Raw genomic sequence first — 14,074 nt, forward strand, 5'->3', positions numbered from 1 at the left:
AGATGCCGTTCATGTATCCATACACGAGAACTTTAAACAACCGTTTCGGTGATTTCTCGATTCTCCCCATGCGAGAGTACGCGGCGTACAATTTTCTGTAATCCATCCCTTCCATTACCGCGTTGAGTAAGCGTACCGAATCTTCTGCCGGGATCATTTCGCCAATATCCATGGGCAGAAGAAATAGTTGATAGGTATCCTCGTTTACTGTATAATCTGGTTGTAAATTCTTTTTCGTCATAAATTTGATTTTACAACAAAAAACGGCTTCTGACTCTTGTCAGTTGCCGTTTTTTGTTGCTTTTGGAGGCTGGCTTAATGCGACAGCCCCTTTTTAATCTAACTGAATTATTGGTGCTGTCTGTTATTGAGGTGCTGAGAATGATCCATACTGGTATGGCATCGTCTGTTGTGACATTGAGGAGCCATATTGCCCTGGTTGTTGTGCTTCATATTGATTCCAATTTCTTTGATAATTGGCACTATTATCTCGTAGGCCTTGTATTGCACCCGTCATCTCGTTTATTTTGTGCTGGATTGAGTTTAACACATAAGTAGACATATCTAGACGTTCGTTGATGACGTGGTTAAAGAACTGAGTGGATTGAGAAACTTGGATGGCCATGTTTCGAATGTTTTGAATGGAGTTGATTGCATTTTGGGGATTTCCAGAGTTGATAGCCATAACAATGTTATCACAAGTCGAGACAATATCTTGCGATAAAGAATTAGCTTTGTTAACCTCAGCTATTAATGTTTGTCCATGATTTATGGCGTGTTGTAGAAATGGATTTTTTTGTCGGTACAAAGTGGTCGCCTCCTATATATAGTATGATAGTAGTATTTTTCATTTTAAAAGCATATTATTCACAGCATTTATAATTTTTTTTAAAAGAGAAATAAAATTTTTCTACGGGAAAAACAAAATAATGGCTGGGCAATCATGAAAGTTTTTGTATAAATGAATTATATAGAATAAATGAGTTCTAAAAGAAGATAAATAAGCGTAAAATAAAGCATTGAGCGTCCTCGTTGCAGCAAGGGCGCTCAGTTTGGAATGTTAGGGGGTTTAGTGGAGAAACTCAATAATAATGCGTAATACAACTAGGAGAACCCAGTCTGAGACGGTAAATCTAAGATGTTTCGTCTCAAAACGCATATTAGTCGCCTCCTATATTCTGTTTGGGGTAGAGGGAATCACTCTACCCCTTATTACTATATGCATATTTATGGAAATTTAGAAGAATAAATTAAGTTTTTGCATTGGACTAGTATCGGGTATTTTTTACTTATTTCTATATAAAAAAGAGCTCTCCAAAGGAGAGCTTAGATGGGAGAGAAGTTGTTGAACGACATGAGAGGTCGTCGTGATGTAGTATGTCCGATTCAGAAGGATTATATACAGTAGAGGGAAGGTGTAGGATTGACAGAGAGTTAGCGTGGCCAGCATCCTTGCCAAGGCCAGCAAAACTGTCTGGGAAAACAAGAGCGGCGAGGAAAGCAGGCAAAGCCAAAACCAAAGCCTAAGCCTAAACCAAATCCCAGTCCTAAGAGTATACGGCGTTCTTCTTCGGATCTTGCGTCCCAATCTTCAATTTGTGGTTCTTCCTGGTAGCGATAATCCATTGTAATATCACCTCCTAAATCTATAAACATTCTTACTATTACATAATATGATTTATAGTAAATAAGGGTGAATGGGTTAGCTGTCAATTGCCTCGTCATATTTTTGTCATATCTTTTTTCTATAATAGAAACAACAGATCAGTATAGCCGTGATGAAGGCACCTCTTATAAAAAAAGCCCATGACTATACTGATCGTTTATATAGATCTCCGCAAATTTCTTATTAAGGAGATGGTGTTATCATGATGTTTGAACATTGGATAATTCAACTGTTTCAATTTATTGTAACTGTAGGATTTTTGTTATATTTGTATCGGGTTAATAAATTGTTAAGTGAATAATAGTGGCAATTCATAATGACCGTCTTACCATTTTGTTTGGTAAGGCGGATTTTTTTTATCTATTTTCCGCACTAGTTGATAATAATAGGAATTTTTCCTTACGATCATTGATAAAATGTTTTAAGGAAGCTATAGGGCATCATCTAAAGTTGTAAGGTTAAAGTTTCTTGGTGTAGTCTTTATAAAACCACTTATGAAATTGATACCAAATAAACCAGCTGATAAGCCATAGTAGATAAGAATGATACCATTGATAGCCGCTATGATATTCGATTGTATCTGTATACTGTTCTAAAAGATATTCAGGAATTACCAAAAGTGTTGTCCATAAGAAAGCCCATTTTATTCTAGACATAGGGGAATATCTAACCCAAAACATGGCTACAATCGGTACTGTTATCATGTTAGCAGTAAATGAAATGTCTTCGACGAGAGGTAGCGTCCTTACGGGAAATTTCCACCAGTTGAAATAGGTTGCTATATAACACCATAAGTTAGCATAGATCATGGAGAACATCGCCACAGGTATATATGGTTTCATTCCTTTATATTTTAGAGCTAAAGCAAATAAAGCGATGGCAATTGCTATATATTGGACTGACAGTTCAATTGACAAATGAAATCCCTCCTGTGATATTCCTAACTTTTAGACTTTAGTACTAATATGCCCGCCTAACGATGTTACATACAGTTGAGCTTATACGTATGCGATGAGGCTCTCAGTGCGGTAGGCAGAGCAGACGGTAAAATACATTGGAATGTTAAAAAATGATGAAGGGGTGTCTTATAAATGAAAATAACGATTAATGGTGGGCACTTTCCAGGTCATGATAGTGGTGCAGTTGGGCGCACAGGGGTGCAAGAAGCGGATATCAATCGGGATATTATGTTAAAGGTAGCAGATTTTCTTCGTGCAGTATCCTTTGATGTGCGAGAAGTACAAGTAAGTGCATTGCGTCACATTATTGATGCATCAAAAGAATTTGAGTCTGATTTATTTGTATCGATACATTGTAATGGGTCCTATGATGCTGATGCCCAAGGTACAGAAACATTTTGCTATGCATTAGGGGGAGAGAGTGAGAAGTTAGCCGCTTGCATTCAACAGCAAGTCATTACTCATTTGGGGACAGTAGACCGCGGAGTGAAAACGGGAAATTTTTATGTTTTACGAATGTCTGAGTGTCCGGCGGTTCTTGTGGAGACTGCTTTTATCACAAATGAAAACGATGAAGCCTTGCTTGCTGACGAAGTGAAACGTGATGAATTCGCTGCCGCAATTGCACGAGGTATTACTGATTATCTCAGTATATAAGGAAACCTGGCGTTTAGAAGTTTATTGGTAGCTGCTTAGCACAGGATATGATCATATAAGATTGTGTTTGAAACTTCTATTCTGACTTTTTCTACATATAGTAGAATGGTGAAGGTGGATAGGGGGAAATTATATGATTAGACTTCATTCGATAATCATAAACTGGCGAAAAACCTATTTCGCTATTGCATCCGTGATGATATTTGGATTATTGATAGGTGTCCTGGGATTTGAGTACTTAGATGAGTTAGAATTGGCTGCTATTTCGGGGCAGACAGAGAAGGCGCCTACAGGACAGATAACCATTGTTGTGAAAATCTCAGATCGTATTTTGGAGTTATATAATGACGGAAAGGTCTATAAAAAGTATCGTATCGCCGTTGGTAAAAGAGATACGCCGACGCCTATTGGCGACTGGATTGTAATTTGGAAGTCTTTTCGATCAGGAGATATCTTCGGGACACGTTTTTTAGGCTTGAATGTTCCTTGGGGTGGCTACGGTATCCATGGCACTAATCGACCATGGAGTATTGGGCATTTTATCAGCCAAGGCTGCATTCGTCTGCGCAATAATGATATTGAAGAGCTTTTTGAATGGGTACCAGTAGGCACACCCGTACGAATTGAAGGGAAGATCGTTCCCATGCAGCGTACCTTGAAATATGAAGCTACTGGAACGGATGTAGTTCAATTGCAAGTAAAGCTGCAAAAGCTAGGCTTTTTGGAAGGAAGAGCAGATGGCTTTTTTAATAGGGATACAGAAGAGGCAGTCAAACGATATCAGCATAATCAAGGTTTGAAGCCGAATGGGGTTGCTGATCGAAAAATACTAGAACTTTTAGGATTTTAGTTTATAATAAAATACAGGCAAAAAGTAATAGGAGTATCCTTTTGGATGCTCCTATTACTTTTTTATCCAAAGATGTAAGTCGAGGGAAATTTCTAAGAAATTAGTAGAATTTCTAAAAAAATAGAAATTCTACTAACCTAGGCAGGATATAGAATGAAATGGTATGAGAGTGAATTATTCTAAAAATCCAGAAAGCAGAAAAGTGAGATATTGAAAAACATCCTTTAGAAGACTCAATTTTTTAAGAGCTTATGATTTGGCATGCTTCTTGCAAATGTAATTATTATCATTGAATAAAGATAAAATAATATTTTATTCCTTTATTCTAACAAACAAGGAGGAAAGTTGATGTTAGCACTTTTAGGTTTATTAACAATCGTAATATTACTGGCAGTAATTATTACAAAACGTATGTCGCCTTTGGTTGCCCTAATTGTTATTCCCATTATAGCGGCATTACTTGGCGGTTTTGGCTTAGGTACTAGTAAATTTATCATAAGCGGCATACAAAATATTGCACCAGTAGCTACTATGTTTGTTTTTGCAATTTTGTTTTTTGGTGTCATGAGTGATGCAGGATTATTTGATCCGATTATTAACAAAGTTTTAAAAGCAGTGGGTGCAAGCCCGCCAAAGATTTTAATGGGTACTGCTCTTTTGGCGCTACTAATTCATCTTGATGGTTCAGGGGCTGTGTGCTTTCTAATTACGATCCCAGCCATGCTTCCTATTTATGAGAGACTTAAAATGGATAAGAGACTGTTATGTTTAATGGTTTCTATGGCTGCGGGGATTAACTATCTGCCTTGGACAGGACCAACTCTGCGAGCTGCTGCAGCCTTTAAGGTTCCAGTTACTGAAGTATTTACACCCTTAGTTATTCCTCAGATTGTAGGGTTAGTCTACATGTTTACAGTGGCTTATTTATTAGGGAAAAGAGAAGCTCGCCGTCTGGGCATAAAAGATGGCGAAGTAACGGATATCGTTTTAACAAGAGAATTAAAGGATGAAGAACAAGCTCTCAGACGTCCAAACGTATTTTGGATCAATGCTGTTCTTGCCCTTGTAGTTATGGGGGTAATGATTGCAGGCATTGTTGATCCAGCCCCCATGTTTATGATTGGTACGGTATTGGCATTGATGATTAACTATCCGAAAGTTGGAGAGCAAAAGGCTCGTGTAGATGCTCATGCCAAAGCAGCCTTAATGATGGCAAGCATTTTGTTAGCTGCAGGGTCTTTTGTGGGAATTATGAGCGGCACAAAAATGATTACTGCCATGGCTCAGGTGGCTGTTTCCTTTGTACCTCCTGCCTTGGCTCAGCATATTCCTTTTGCAATGGGTATTATATCCATGCCGCTTAGCTTGATCTTTGACCCTGATTCTTTTTATTTTGGTGTTTTGCCAGTAGTAGCTGAAGTAGGACAGATGCTGGGTGTTCAGCCTCTTGCTGTAGCCCAGGCAGCCCTTATGGGGCAGATGACGGTAGGTTTTCCAGTCAGTCCATTGACTCCTGCGACCTTCTTAATCATAGGACTCACGGGAATTGAACTAGGAGAACATCAGAAGTTTTCCATTCCATATCTTTGGCTGGCTTCAGTTATTATGACGATTACTTGTGCAATTGTTGGAGTTTTTCCGTTTTAGGAGTTTTACGTAAAAATAGAGAGGTGTGTTCTTATGGCAACAATTAGAATCGGTTCAGGTGCTGGTTATTCAGGCGATCGAATCGAACCGGCAGTTGAGTTAGTAGAGAAAGGAAATATTCAATATTTAATATTTGAGTGCTTAGCGGAACGAACAATTGCAATTGCTCAGCAAGCTAAAATGAAAGATCCTAATGCAGGGTATGATGGACTTTTGGCGCAGCGCATGGAGGCTGTATTGCCAGGCTGCAAGGAGAAAGGCATAAAGATTATAACAAATATGGGCGCTGCAAATCCTATTGCAGGAGCGCAGAAGATTAAAGAGATTGCTCAGCAATTAGGTATTAGCGATCTTAAGATTGCAGCAGTAACAGGTGATGATGTTGTAGACGTTGTGCGGGATGGAGATTACACAATTCTAGAAACCGGTGAACATTTGTCAACTATAAAAGATAACATTGTTTCTGCAAATGCCTATCTTGGTACAAAGCCAATTGTGGAGGCACTTCGTGGTGGTGCAGATGTCATTATTACTGGACGGGTTGCTGACCCGGCACTGTTCATGGCACCTTTACTGTTTGAATTTAATTGGTCTGAAGAAGATTGGGACATTATGGGGCAAGGTACTGTGATTGGACACCTGCTGGAGTGTGCTGGGCAAATAACAGGCGGATACTTTGCAGACCCAGGTTATAAAGATGTGCAAGGCTTGGCTCGCTTAGGTTTTCCGATTGCTCAGGTGCAGGAAGATGGAACCTTTGTGATTACAAAGGTTCCAGGGTCAGGCGGTAAAGTGACATTGGCAACCTGCAAAGAGCAATTGCTGTATGAAATACACAATCCAGCAGCTTATATCACACCTGATGTTGTGGCAGATTTTACAGGCGTTCAGTTTACTCAGATTGGGGAAAATGAAATACAAGTTACAGGCGGAAAAGGACAGGCTAAAACGGAATTTTTAAAGGCTTCTATCGGTTATGTTGACAGCTATATGGGCGAAGGACAAATCAGCTATGCTGGGCCGGGAGCCGTAAAACGCGGAAAACTAGCTTTAGAAATTGTTGAGGAAAGACTTAAGCTAATGGGCGTTTCGTATCAAGAACTTAAACTGGATCTCATTGGCATTAATTCTCTTCATGGTGCAAACCTTTCGGAAACGGAGCATGAGCCTTATGAAGTTCGTGCCAGAGTGACTGGCCGTACCCAAAGCATGAAGGAAGCTGTTCGTATTGGTAATGAAGTGGAGACTCTTTATACAAATGGTCCGGCAGGCGGAGGCGGTGCTACCAAATCTGCCAAACAGGTAGTAGCCATGGTGTCTGCCTTAGTTCCTCGTTCATTAATAAACTATAAACTGCATTATGAGGTGATCTAAGATGAAATTAAGAGAGCTTGCTCACTCACGAACTGGAGACAAAGGTAATATCTCCAATATTTCGGTAATTGCTCATGATCCAGCCCAATATCCTATTCTTGAAAAGTATGTGACTGCCGCAGTTGTTAAAGAATTTTTTGCAGAAATTGTAAAGGGTGACGTAATTCGCTATACACTACCTGCAATTGGCGCCCTTAATTTTGTACTTTATAGTGCATTGGGCGGCGGAGTGACTCGTACTTTATCTCTAGATGCTCATGGAAAAGGTCTTAGCTCTGCTCTAATGAATTTAGAAATCCCTCTGGAAGAGTAAAAACAATTAAATTAAGAACTGTTGTGATGGCAACAGACAAAAGACATTTATTGTAAAATAAATGTCTTTTGTCGTACCATAAACAGGATATAAGGGCTTGTTCAGTGTAGAAAATTGTTGAATATTGCAAGAGAATGTCTATTATAAGGAGAATATCAATGAATTCAATTAGAATAAAGTTGCTTGTGGGTGTTGGTTTACTAATTTCTATATCATTGGGTGTCTTGTGGACTTTTAACTACTGGAACACCAAACAGCTGCTAATCAAAGATACTGAGGAGTATATTACCTTGCAGGCTGTGACTACAGGAAATCAGGTTGGTGAATTTTTTGCTTCCCGCATTGCAGAGATTTCACTAATGGCTAATTTCCCTACGGTTGCAGGAGGGGATCATCAGGCGATCATTGCATATTTAAAAATGGAAGAGCAGCGAGAGCAGAAAAAATATATTCGATTCTTTTTCACAGATCAATTAGGCAATGTATTTTATACAGACGGATCGAGTGCGAATATTGCACAACGGGATTATTTTAAAAAAGTGATGACAACGGGGCAGGCTTTTGCTCCTGATCCTGTAATATCGAGAGTAGATGGGAAACCGATTATAACCGTGGTTGCCCCCATTAAAAAAGGCAATGCAGTAGTAGGGATTTTAGGAGGTTCGGTGCCACTAGAGAGTGCTGCAGGTGATGTGGTAAAGATTAAGGTTGGAGAGACTGGGCGGGCTTTCATTATAAAACATGATGGAGTAGTGATTGTTCATCCTGAGACAGAAAAAATAATGAATGCAAACCTACTTGAGGATGAAGAGAGCGATGTCAGTTTGAAAGAAGCTGCAGGAAAAATGGTGAAAGGTGAAAGTGGCATTGCTCATTACAGCGATAAACAAATTGACAACTATATTGCTTACGCGCCTGTTAGTGGAACGGATTGGAGCGTTGGTGTAAGTGTTCCCGTTGTAGAAGTCATGGGAAAGCTGCAAAAATTTATGTTTTCGGCAGGGATTAGTTTTGTTATTATATTGATAATATCAATCAGTATTGTTTTCTTTTTCGCTGGGTACTTGGCAAAACCAATTCAATTGTTAAGTGCTCTTGCTAACCGTATTGCTAAAGGTGATTTAACAATGGAAGGGTTAGGTATTCACTCAAAAGACGAAATTGGAACGCTAGCAAAGGCTTTTGAGCTAATGGTTAAAAATTTGCGTGATCTATTAAGGAAAATTGCTCAGACGGCAGAGCAGTTAGCCGCATCTTCTCAAGAGTTGACGGCTAATTCAGAGCAATCTGCTCAGTCATCAGGTCAGGTAGCAGCATTGATTGTTGATATGGCAACAGCGGCAGAAGGGCAAAAGTCTTCTACCAGTGCGATGTTAAAGACAATGGAGTTTATGGATGACGGCATTCAAAAAGTTGTTGAGAAGAATAGCTTTATGACAGGTGTCGCTGGGAAAACTGCAAGCTCTGCTTCGGAAGGTGATCAGGTTGTTAAAGAAGCCATGCAGCAAATGCAGAGCATTGAAGATACAGTAGCGAATTCAGCTCTTGTTGTAGAAGTACTAGGAGAACGTTCAAAGGAAATTGGAAATATTGTTGGTGTAATTTCGACTCTTGCAGGACAAACGAATCTCTTAGCTCTAAATGCGGCGATCGAGGCTGCCAGAGCTGGTGAGCAAGGACGAGGTTTTGCGGTAGTTGCTGATGAAGTACGAAAATTAGCCGAACAGTCTCATCATGCAGCGGAGCAAATCGCTGAATTAATTAAGGAAATTCAGGTAGAAATTAATAAAGCAGTCACAGCCATGAAGAAAGGGACAGAAGAGGCTGCATTAGGGACAATTGTAATTCAGAACGCCAAAGAACGATTTGGGGAGATTGCCCATTTGGTAAATGAGGTAGCAATGCAAGTGAAAGATATTGAAGTTGAGATTGAAGGGATGGCTAAGAGCAGTGAAAAAATTGTCGATGCAGTACGTGGTGTGGATACCGATAGTAGGCGTACCGCTGCACAGACACAAGAAATTTCTGCGAGTGTAGAGGAGCAGTCAGCTGCATCAGAAGAACTGGCTGCGTCGAGCAAAAGCTTAGCAATTATGGCAGAAGAACTGCAAGAGGCTGTACATAAGTTTACATTCTGATGGTTATTGTAAAAAGGGGACTTTTAAGGATAAATGTTATAAATCGAGAAGGGGATTAGGAGGATAGTATGGTTCATGAAGCACACGATGATTTAAATGAGCTTAAACATGTGTTTGCCTCTCCTGAATATGCTGAAAAATGGTATATTCAAATCTTAAATTCAATTAATAACGGTATTTTAGTAACGGATGATCAGCTGATTGTACGATACGTTAACGCGCAATACACTCGTATCACAAGTATAAAAGAAAAAGACATACTCGGGCAGCCTCTTAAGAAGGTTCGCCCAGGTGCCAAGCTTCCCCAAGTCATTGAAAAGGGAGAGTCTCTGGTTGGAGTGTATAGGCGTGAAGGCGATACAGAATATATTGTAGATATGGCTCCAATTATTGTTGAAGGTGCTATCATAGGTGGCGTATCAGTCGTAAAGGATATTACGGAAGTTCGACGACTGTCTGAAGAAATAAAAACATTTGCCAAAAAGACAGGTCGTTTAAAAACCATGGTTGATCGTATTTACAAGGCAAAGTATACATTCGATGATATTATAGGCAGCAGCAGTCCCATTCAAGAAGCCGTACGAGTGGCAAAAAGGGCAGCCCAAGGCAATGCCGATATCTTAATTACAGGAAAAAGCGGCACTGGAAAAGAGCTGTTTGCCCAAGCCATACATAATGCCAGCAATCGTGGTTATGGTCCCTTTGTTGCTTTGAATTGTGCCGCAATTGCTCCCTCTTTAATTGAAAGTGAATTGTTTGGCTATGAAGAAGGTGCTTTTACGGGTGCAAAAAAAGGTGGCAGGGTTGGATTATTTGAAATCGCAAGCGGTGGGACGATTTTCTTAGATGAAATTGCGGAGCTGAATCTGGAGGTTCAGGCGAAATTATTGCGTGTATTGCAAGAGCGCTCTATACGGCGCGTTGGTGAAACCAGTGAAGTTTCTGTTGATATCCGGGTGATGGCTGCTACCAATAAAGATTTATATCAGATGGTGCAAGACGGAAAATTTCGTGCCGATGTTTACTATCGTCTGAATGTGCTAAATGTGCATTTACCGCCTCTTGCTGAAAGAGGACAGGATATTATTTTATTGGCAAATCAATTCTTTCAATTTTATTTTCAGAAAATCGGCAGAACCTTTGAAGTGGATAAGCAAATCCTAAAAGCGTTGCTGCACTATTCATGGTCTGGCAACGTTCGGGAACTTCGTAATGTGATTGAATATGCTGTTAATATGTGTGAAGATAATGTAATCACGACTCTTCATCTGCCTAAATGGTTTAAGGTAGATGATGATTCAAGAAAGTCCATTCATTCCTTGTCGCAGATGGTTCAAGAATTCGAAAGACGAACGATTCAAAACGCTATTGCTCATTATGGATCGAGTGTAGAGTCAAAACAACGGATTGCTAAAGAACTGGGAATTTCAGTTGCTACCCTTTACAATAAAATTAAAGCAGATCCGCTGTCAGATGAGAAATAGGTTTCTAATTATTAAGAAAATCGAAAGTAAATTTCTTAATAATTAGAAAGGATCTAAAGGTGGTTTTTAACAAGGTCAGCTGCTGTAGGAATGCAGTGATTGTGATTTGTTTAGCCTCTGTGTAAGAGTGGCTAAGGTCCATGTGGAGTTAAAACTCTACATGGACCTTAGTCTTCTTTGTAAAAAAATAGAAATAAGTAAGGAGCCGTTTCTTATGGGCTCCTTTATTTATTGGCATAAAGCATTTGGCATGATATTTGCAATTAATTTAAGCTACAAGAAGTGATGGGATGAACTGCTTTTTAGTTAAAGGAGGAGTGCTGGATGAATAAAGTTATAGGCAAAGACGAACTAATTTCCCTTTTTGAAGATAAGGCGACAATTATGATGGGTGGATTTATGGGGGTTGGAGCACCGAAATTCTTAGTTAGTATATTAGTGGAACAAGGTGTAAAAGATCTAACGCTGATTACTAGTGACACAGCTACACCGGATACAGGTGTAGGGCCATTGATTGTAAATCGGCAGGTGAAGCAGATTATTGCTTCGCATATTGGGACAAATCCTGAAACAGGCAGGCAGATGATTGCTGGTGAGACAGTCGTTGAACTTGTACCCCAAGGAACCCTTGCGGAAAGAATTCGAGCGGGCGGAGCCGGTTTAGGAGGGATTTTAACTCCTACAGGGTTGGGGACAGTAGTGGAGGAAGGCAAAGAGAAATTGCTGGTAAATGGTAAGGAGTATCTATTGGAATTGCCATTAAGAGCTGATATTGCTTTATTGAAAGCGTTTAAGGCTGATAAAGCTGGTAATCTGATATATCGTCAGTCTGCTAGAAATTTTAATCCGATTATGGCTTTGGCGGCAGACTTGGTGATTGTGGAAGTGGAAGAAGTAGTTGAGGTAGGAGAACTTAAACCGGATGAAGTAATGACTCCAGGAATTCTTGTTGATAAAGTTATCTGCTGCGGGAGGATTTCGTAATGAGAACATACAGTGCAAAAGAATTAATCGCTTGTAGAGTGGCTGGAGAAATGCGAGACGGGGATGTGGTGAATTTAGGGATTGGCTTGCCTACGCTCGTTTCTAATTATTTACCTGAGGGCATCAACATAACCTTGCAGTCAGAAAATGGCTTTGTAGGACTTGCTCCTGCAGGCAGTGAGATTGATCCTGATTTAGTAAACGCCGGAGGAAAACCGGCAGGTATTTTCCCGGGAGGAGCTACTTTTGATAGCTTTATGTCTTTTGCATTGATTCGGGGCGGTCATGTAGATGTGACTGTGCTCGGTGGGTTGCAGGTTGATCAGAATGGCAATTTAGCAAATTGGATGATTCCAGGGAAAATGGTGCCCGGCATGGGTGGTGCCATGGATTTAGTAGCTGGAGCGAAGAAAGTAATTGTTGCCATGGAGCATACAGCAAAAGATGGAGCCGCAAAAATCCTAAAAAGCTGCAATCTTCCTTTAACAGGTAAAGGAATTGTAACCTTAATCGTTACAGAGCTTGCTGTCATTCGAGTAACAGAGGAAGGATTGCTGCTTGAGGAGATATCGCCTTATGCAACTGTGGAAGAGGTGGTCGCTAAGACTGAGGCACAACTTATCATTTCCGGCGATATTGCTACGATGAAGGGCTTGGAACAATTAGAAAGGTAAGTTAAGTACAAAACAAACTACAAAGGCGGTTGAGAAAATGAAAGAAGTTGTAATTGTAAGCGCAGTCCGTACTGCAATTGGTGCTTATAATGGCAGTCTTGCGAATGTTTCTGCTGTAGAATTGGGAGCATTGGTCATTAAGGAAGCAATTAAAAGAGCAAATATCGATTCGACAGAAATAGATGAGGTCATTATGGGCAATGTGCTGCAGGCCGGATTGGGACAGAACCCTGCTCGCCAAGCTGCATTAAAAGCCGGGTTGCCGATTCAGGTTCCTGCGTTGACCATTAATAAAGTATGTGGTTCCGGTTTAGAAGCTGTAAATCTGGCGGCTCGGACTATTTTAGCTGGTGATGGGGATGTGGTAGTAGCGGGCGGCATGGAAAGTATGAGCAATGCACCTTATTTACTGGAAAAAGCGCGTCGGGGCTATCGGATGGGACATAGTGAATTAATTGATTCTATGATTAAGGATGGTCTATGGTGTGCTACAAATGATTATCATATGGGGATTACTGCAGAGAATGTAGCACGGCAATATGAGATTACTCGCCAGATGCAGGATGAATTAGCAGCCAGCAGTCAGGAGAAGGCACTACATGCCATTCAGGAAGGTTGCTTCAAAGATGAAATTGTTCCTGTAGCGATTCCCCAGAAAAAAGGTGACCCCATCGTTTTTGCCACTGATGAACATCTCAAGAAAGGCACTACCGTTGAGAAATTAGCAGCATTACGTACTGCTTTTAAAAAAGATGGATCGGTGACAGCGGGAAATGCTTCCGGTCTGAATGATGGAGCGGCTGCACTGGTTGTGATGTCTTTGGATAAAGCGAAGGAATTAGGTCTTACACCACTAGCTCGTTTTGTTTCTTCTGGTTCTGCTGGTGTTGATCCTAGTATTATGGGGATCGGACCAGTACCTGCGACGCAAAAGGCACTGGATAAAGCGGGATTAACAGTAGCAGACTTGGATTTAATTGAAGCAAATGAAGCTTTTGCAGCTCAATTTTTAGCAGTGGGTAAGGAATTGAGTTTGGATCAGAGTAAGGTAAATGTACATGGAGGGGCGATTGCTCTTGGCCATCCGGTGGGAGCGAGTGGCGCTAGAATTTTAGTGACGCTCTTACATGCTATGAAACAAAGAAATGCAAAAGTTGGCTTAGCAACACTATGCATTGGCGGCGGTCAAGGTGTAGCAACTATCGTTGAAAATATGTAATACATGAGCGGCTGTCATATTCCTATGCAGCCGCTCGTTTTTTGCGAAACCGCTAGTGCTGACACGAAGAACATAAAGAGGAATCGTTATAAAGAACTTCATAATCTTC

The 14,074-nt window shown here is 40.4% G+C and carries 13 protein-coding genes and 1 pseudogene; 10 read left to right on the forward strand and 4 right to left on the reverse strand.

The features are described from left to right. From BMZ99_RS20325 to BMZ99_RS20340, 4 genes and pseudogenes are all read right to left on the reverse strand, one after another. Positions 1–241, reverse strand: a pseudogene (locus tag BMZ99_RS20325) (IS5/IS1182 family transposase); the annotation flags it as partial. Positions 242–364: 123 nt separating this feature from the next. Continuing rightward, positions 365–808, reverse strand: a complete 444-nt coding sequence (locus BMZ99_RS20330) for a hypothetical protein (RefSeq protein ID WP_090942045.1) — start codon at positions 806–808, stop codon at positions 365–367. A 626-nt stretch (positions 809–1,434) separates the two neighbouring features. Continuing rightward, positions 1,435–1,626 (reverse strand): hypothetical protein, encoded by a 192-nt coding sequence (locus tag BMZ99_RS20335; protein WP_090942048.1) that lies wholly within the window; start codon positions 1,624–1,626, stop codon positions 1,435–1,437. A gap of 498 nt (positions 1,627–2,124) precedes the next feature. Continuing rightward, positions 2,125–2,583 carry a CBO0543 family protein gene (locus BMZ99_RS20340; protein ID WP_090942051.1) on the reverse strand — a complete coding sequence of 153 codons (459 nt, stop codon included), beginning with the start codon at positions 2,581–2,583 and terminating at the stop codon, positions 2,125–2,127. Between the two features lie 174 nt (positions 2,584–2,757). Here BMZ99_RS20340 and BMZ99_RS20345 point away from each other — a divergent pair, with 174 nt between their 5' ends. The 10 genes from BMZ99_RS20345 to BMZ99_RS20390 all read left to right on the forward strand — a co-directional run bounded on the left by BMZ99_RS20345 (position 2,758) and on the right by BMZ99_RS20390 (position 13,965). After that, the gene (locus tag BMZ99_RS20345) at positions 2,758–3,282 is read left to right on the forward strand and encodes an N-acetylmuramoyl-L-alanine amidase family protein (protein WP_090942054.1); all 525 of its coding nucleotides are present in this window, start codon (positions 2,758–2,760) and stop codon (positions 3,280–3,282) included. A gap of 133 nt (positions 3,283–3,415) precedes the next feature. Next, positions 3,416–4,132 carry a L,D-transpeptidase family protein gene (locus BMZ99_RS20350; protein ID WP_090942057.1) on the forward strand — a complete coding sequence of 239 codons (717 nt, stop codon included), beginning with the start codon at positions 3,416–3,418 and terminating at the stop codon, positions 4,130–4,132. Positions 4,133–4,480: 348 nt separating this feature from the next. Further along, positions 4,481–5,779: a CitMHS family transporter gene (locus BMZ99_RS20355; protein WP_090942060.1), complete on the forward strand. Its 1,299-nt coding sequence runs from the start codon at positions 4,481–4,483 to the stop codon at positions 5,777–5,779. Positions 5,780–5,812: 33 nt separating this feature from the next. Further along, entirely contained in the window at positions 5,813–7,153 is a 1,341-nt protein-coding gene (locus BMZ99_RS20360; protein WP_090942063.1) for an acyclic terpene utilization AtuA family protein, read from the forward strand. A gap of 1 nt (position 7,154) precedes the next feature. Beyond that, entirely contained in the window at positions 7,155–7,466 is a 312-nt protein-coding gene (locus tag BMZ99_RS20365; protein ID WP_090942065.1) for an AtuA-related protein, read from the forward strand. A 158-nt stretch (positions 7,467–7,624) separates the two neighbouring features. Continuing rightward, positions 7,625–9,604 carry a methyl-accepting chemotaxis protein gene (locus BMZ99_RS20370; protein WP_090942068.1) on the forward strand — a complete coding sequence of 660 codons (1,980 nt, stop codon included), beginning with the start codon at positions 7,625–7,627 and terminating at the stop codon, positions 9,602–9,604. Positions 9,605–9,672: 68 nt separating this feature from the next. After that, positions 9,673–11,088, forward strand: a complete 1,416-nt coding sequence (locus BMZ99_RS20375; RefSeq protein ID WP_090942071.1) for a sigma-54 interaction domain-containing protein — start codon at positions 9,673–9,675, stop codon at positions 11,086–11,088. Positions 11,089–11,412: 324 nt separating this feature from the next. Further along, on the forward strand, positions 11,413–12,072 hold the full coding sequence (gene atoD / locus BMZ99_RS20380; RefSeq protein WP_090942073.1) for an acetate CoA-transferase subunit alpha: 660 nt from the start codon (positions 11,413–11,415) through the stop codon (positions 12,070–12,072). Continuing rightward, positions 12,072–12,746 (forward strand): 3-oxoacid CoA-transferase subunit B, encoded by a 675-nt coding sequence (locus BMZ99_RS20385; protein WP_090942076.1) that lies wholly within the window; start codon positions 12,072–12,074, stop codon positions 12,744–12,746. Before atoD ends, BMZ99_RS20385 begins: the two co-directional genes overlap by 1 nt. A 37-nt stretch (positions 12,747–12,783) precedes the next feature. Further along, positions 12,784–13,965 carry an acetyl-CoA C-acetyltransferase gene (locus BMZ99_RS20390; RefSeq protein WP_090942079.1) on the forward strand — a complete coding sequence of 394 codons (1,182 nt, stop codon included), beginning with the start codon at positions 12,784–12,786 and terminating at the stop codon, positions 13,963–13,965. Positions 13,966–14,074 lie beyond the last annotated feature (109 nt).

It is taken from the genome of Pelosinus propionicus DSM 13327, assembly GCF_900114615.1.
Classification (GTDB): Bacteria; Bacillota; Negativicutes; order DSM-13327; family DSM-13327; genus Pelosinus; species Pelosinus propionicus.

What these genes read in the sequence shown, in the direction of transcription:
- atoD (WP_090942073.1), top strand. Translation starts at nt 11,413, where the DNA reads ATGAATAAAGTTATAGGCAAAGACGAACTAATTTCCCTTTTTGAAGAT.
- BMZ99_RS20355 (WP_090942060.1), top strand. Translation starts at nt 4,481, where the DNA reads ATGTTAGCACTTTTAGGTTTATTAACAATCGTAATATTACTGGCAGTA.
- BMZ99_RS20365 (WP_090942065.1), top strand. Translation starts at nt 7,155, where the DNA reads ATGAAATTAAGAGAGCTTGCTCACTCACGAACTGGAGACAAAGGTAAT.
- BMZ99_RS20360 (WP_090942063.1), top strand. Translation starts at nt 5,813, where the DNA reads ATGGCAACAATTAGAATCGGTTCAGGTGCTGGTTATTCAGGCGATCGA.
- BMZ99_RS20335 (WP_090942048.1), bottom strand. Translation starts at nt 1,626, where the DNA reads ATGGATTATCGCTACCAGGAAGAACCACAAATTGAAGATTGGGACGCA.
- BMZ99_RS20350 (WP_090942057.1), top strand. Translation starts at nt 3,416, where the DNA reads ATGATTAGACTTCATTCGATAATCATAAACTGGCGAAAAACCTATTTC.
- BMZ99_RS20345 (WP_090942054.1), top strand. Translation starts at nt 2,758, where the DNA reads ATGAAAATAACGATTAATGGTGGGCACTTTCCAGGTCATGATAGTGGT.
- BMZ99_RS20375 (WP_090942071.1), top strand. Translation starts at nt 9,673, where the DNA reads ATGGTTCATGAAGCACACGATGATTTAAATGAGCTTAAACATGTGTTT.
- BMZ99_RS20385 (WP_090942076.1), top strand. Translation starts at nt 12,072, where the DNA reads ATGAGAACATACAGTGCAAAAGAATTAATCGCTTGTAGAGTGGCTGGA.
- BMZ99_RS20390 (WP_090942079.1), top strand. Translation starts at nt 12,784, where the DNA reads ATGAAAGAAGTTGTAATTGTAAGCGCAGTCCGTACTGCAATTGGTGCT.
- BMZ99_RS20370 (WP_090942068.1), top strand. Translation starts at nt 7,625, where the DNA reads ATGAATTCAATTAGAATAAAGTTGCTTGTGGGTGTTGGTTTACTAATT.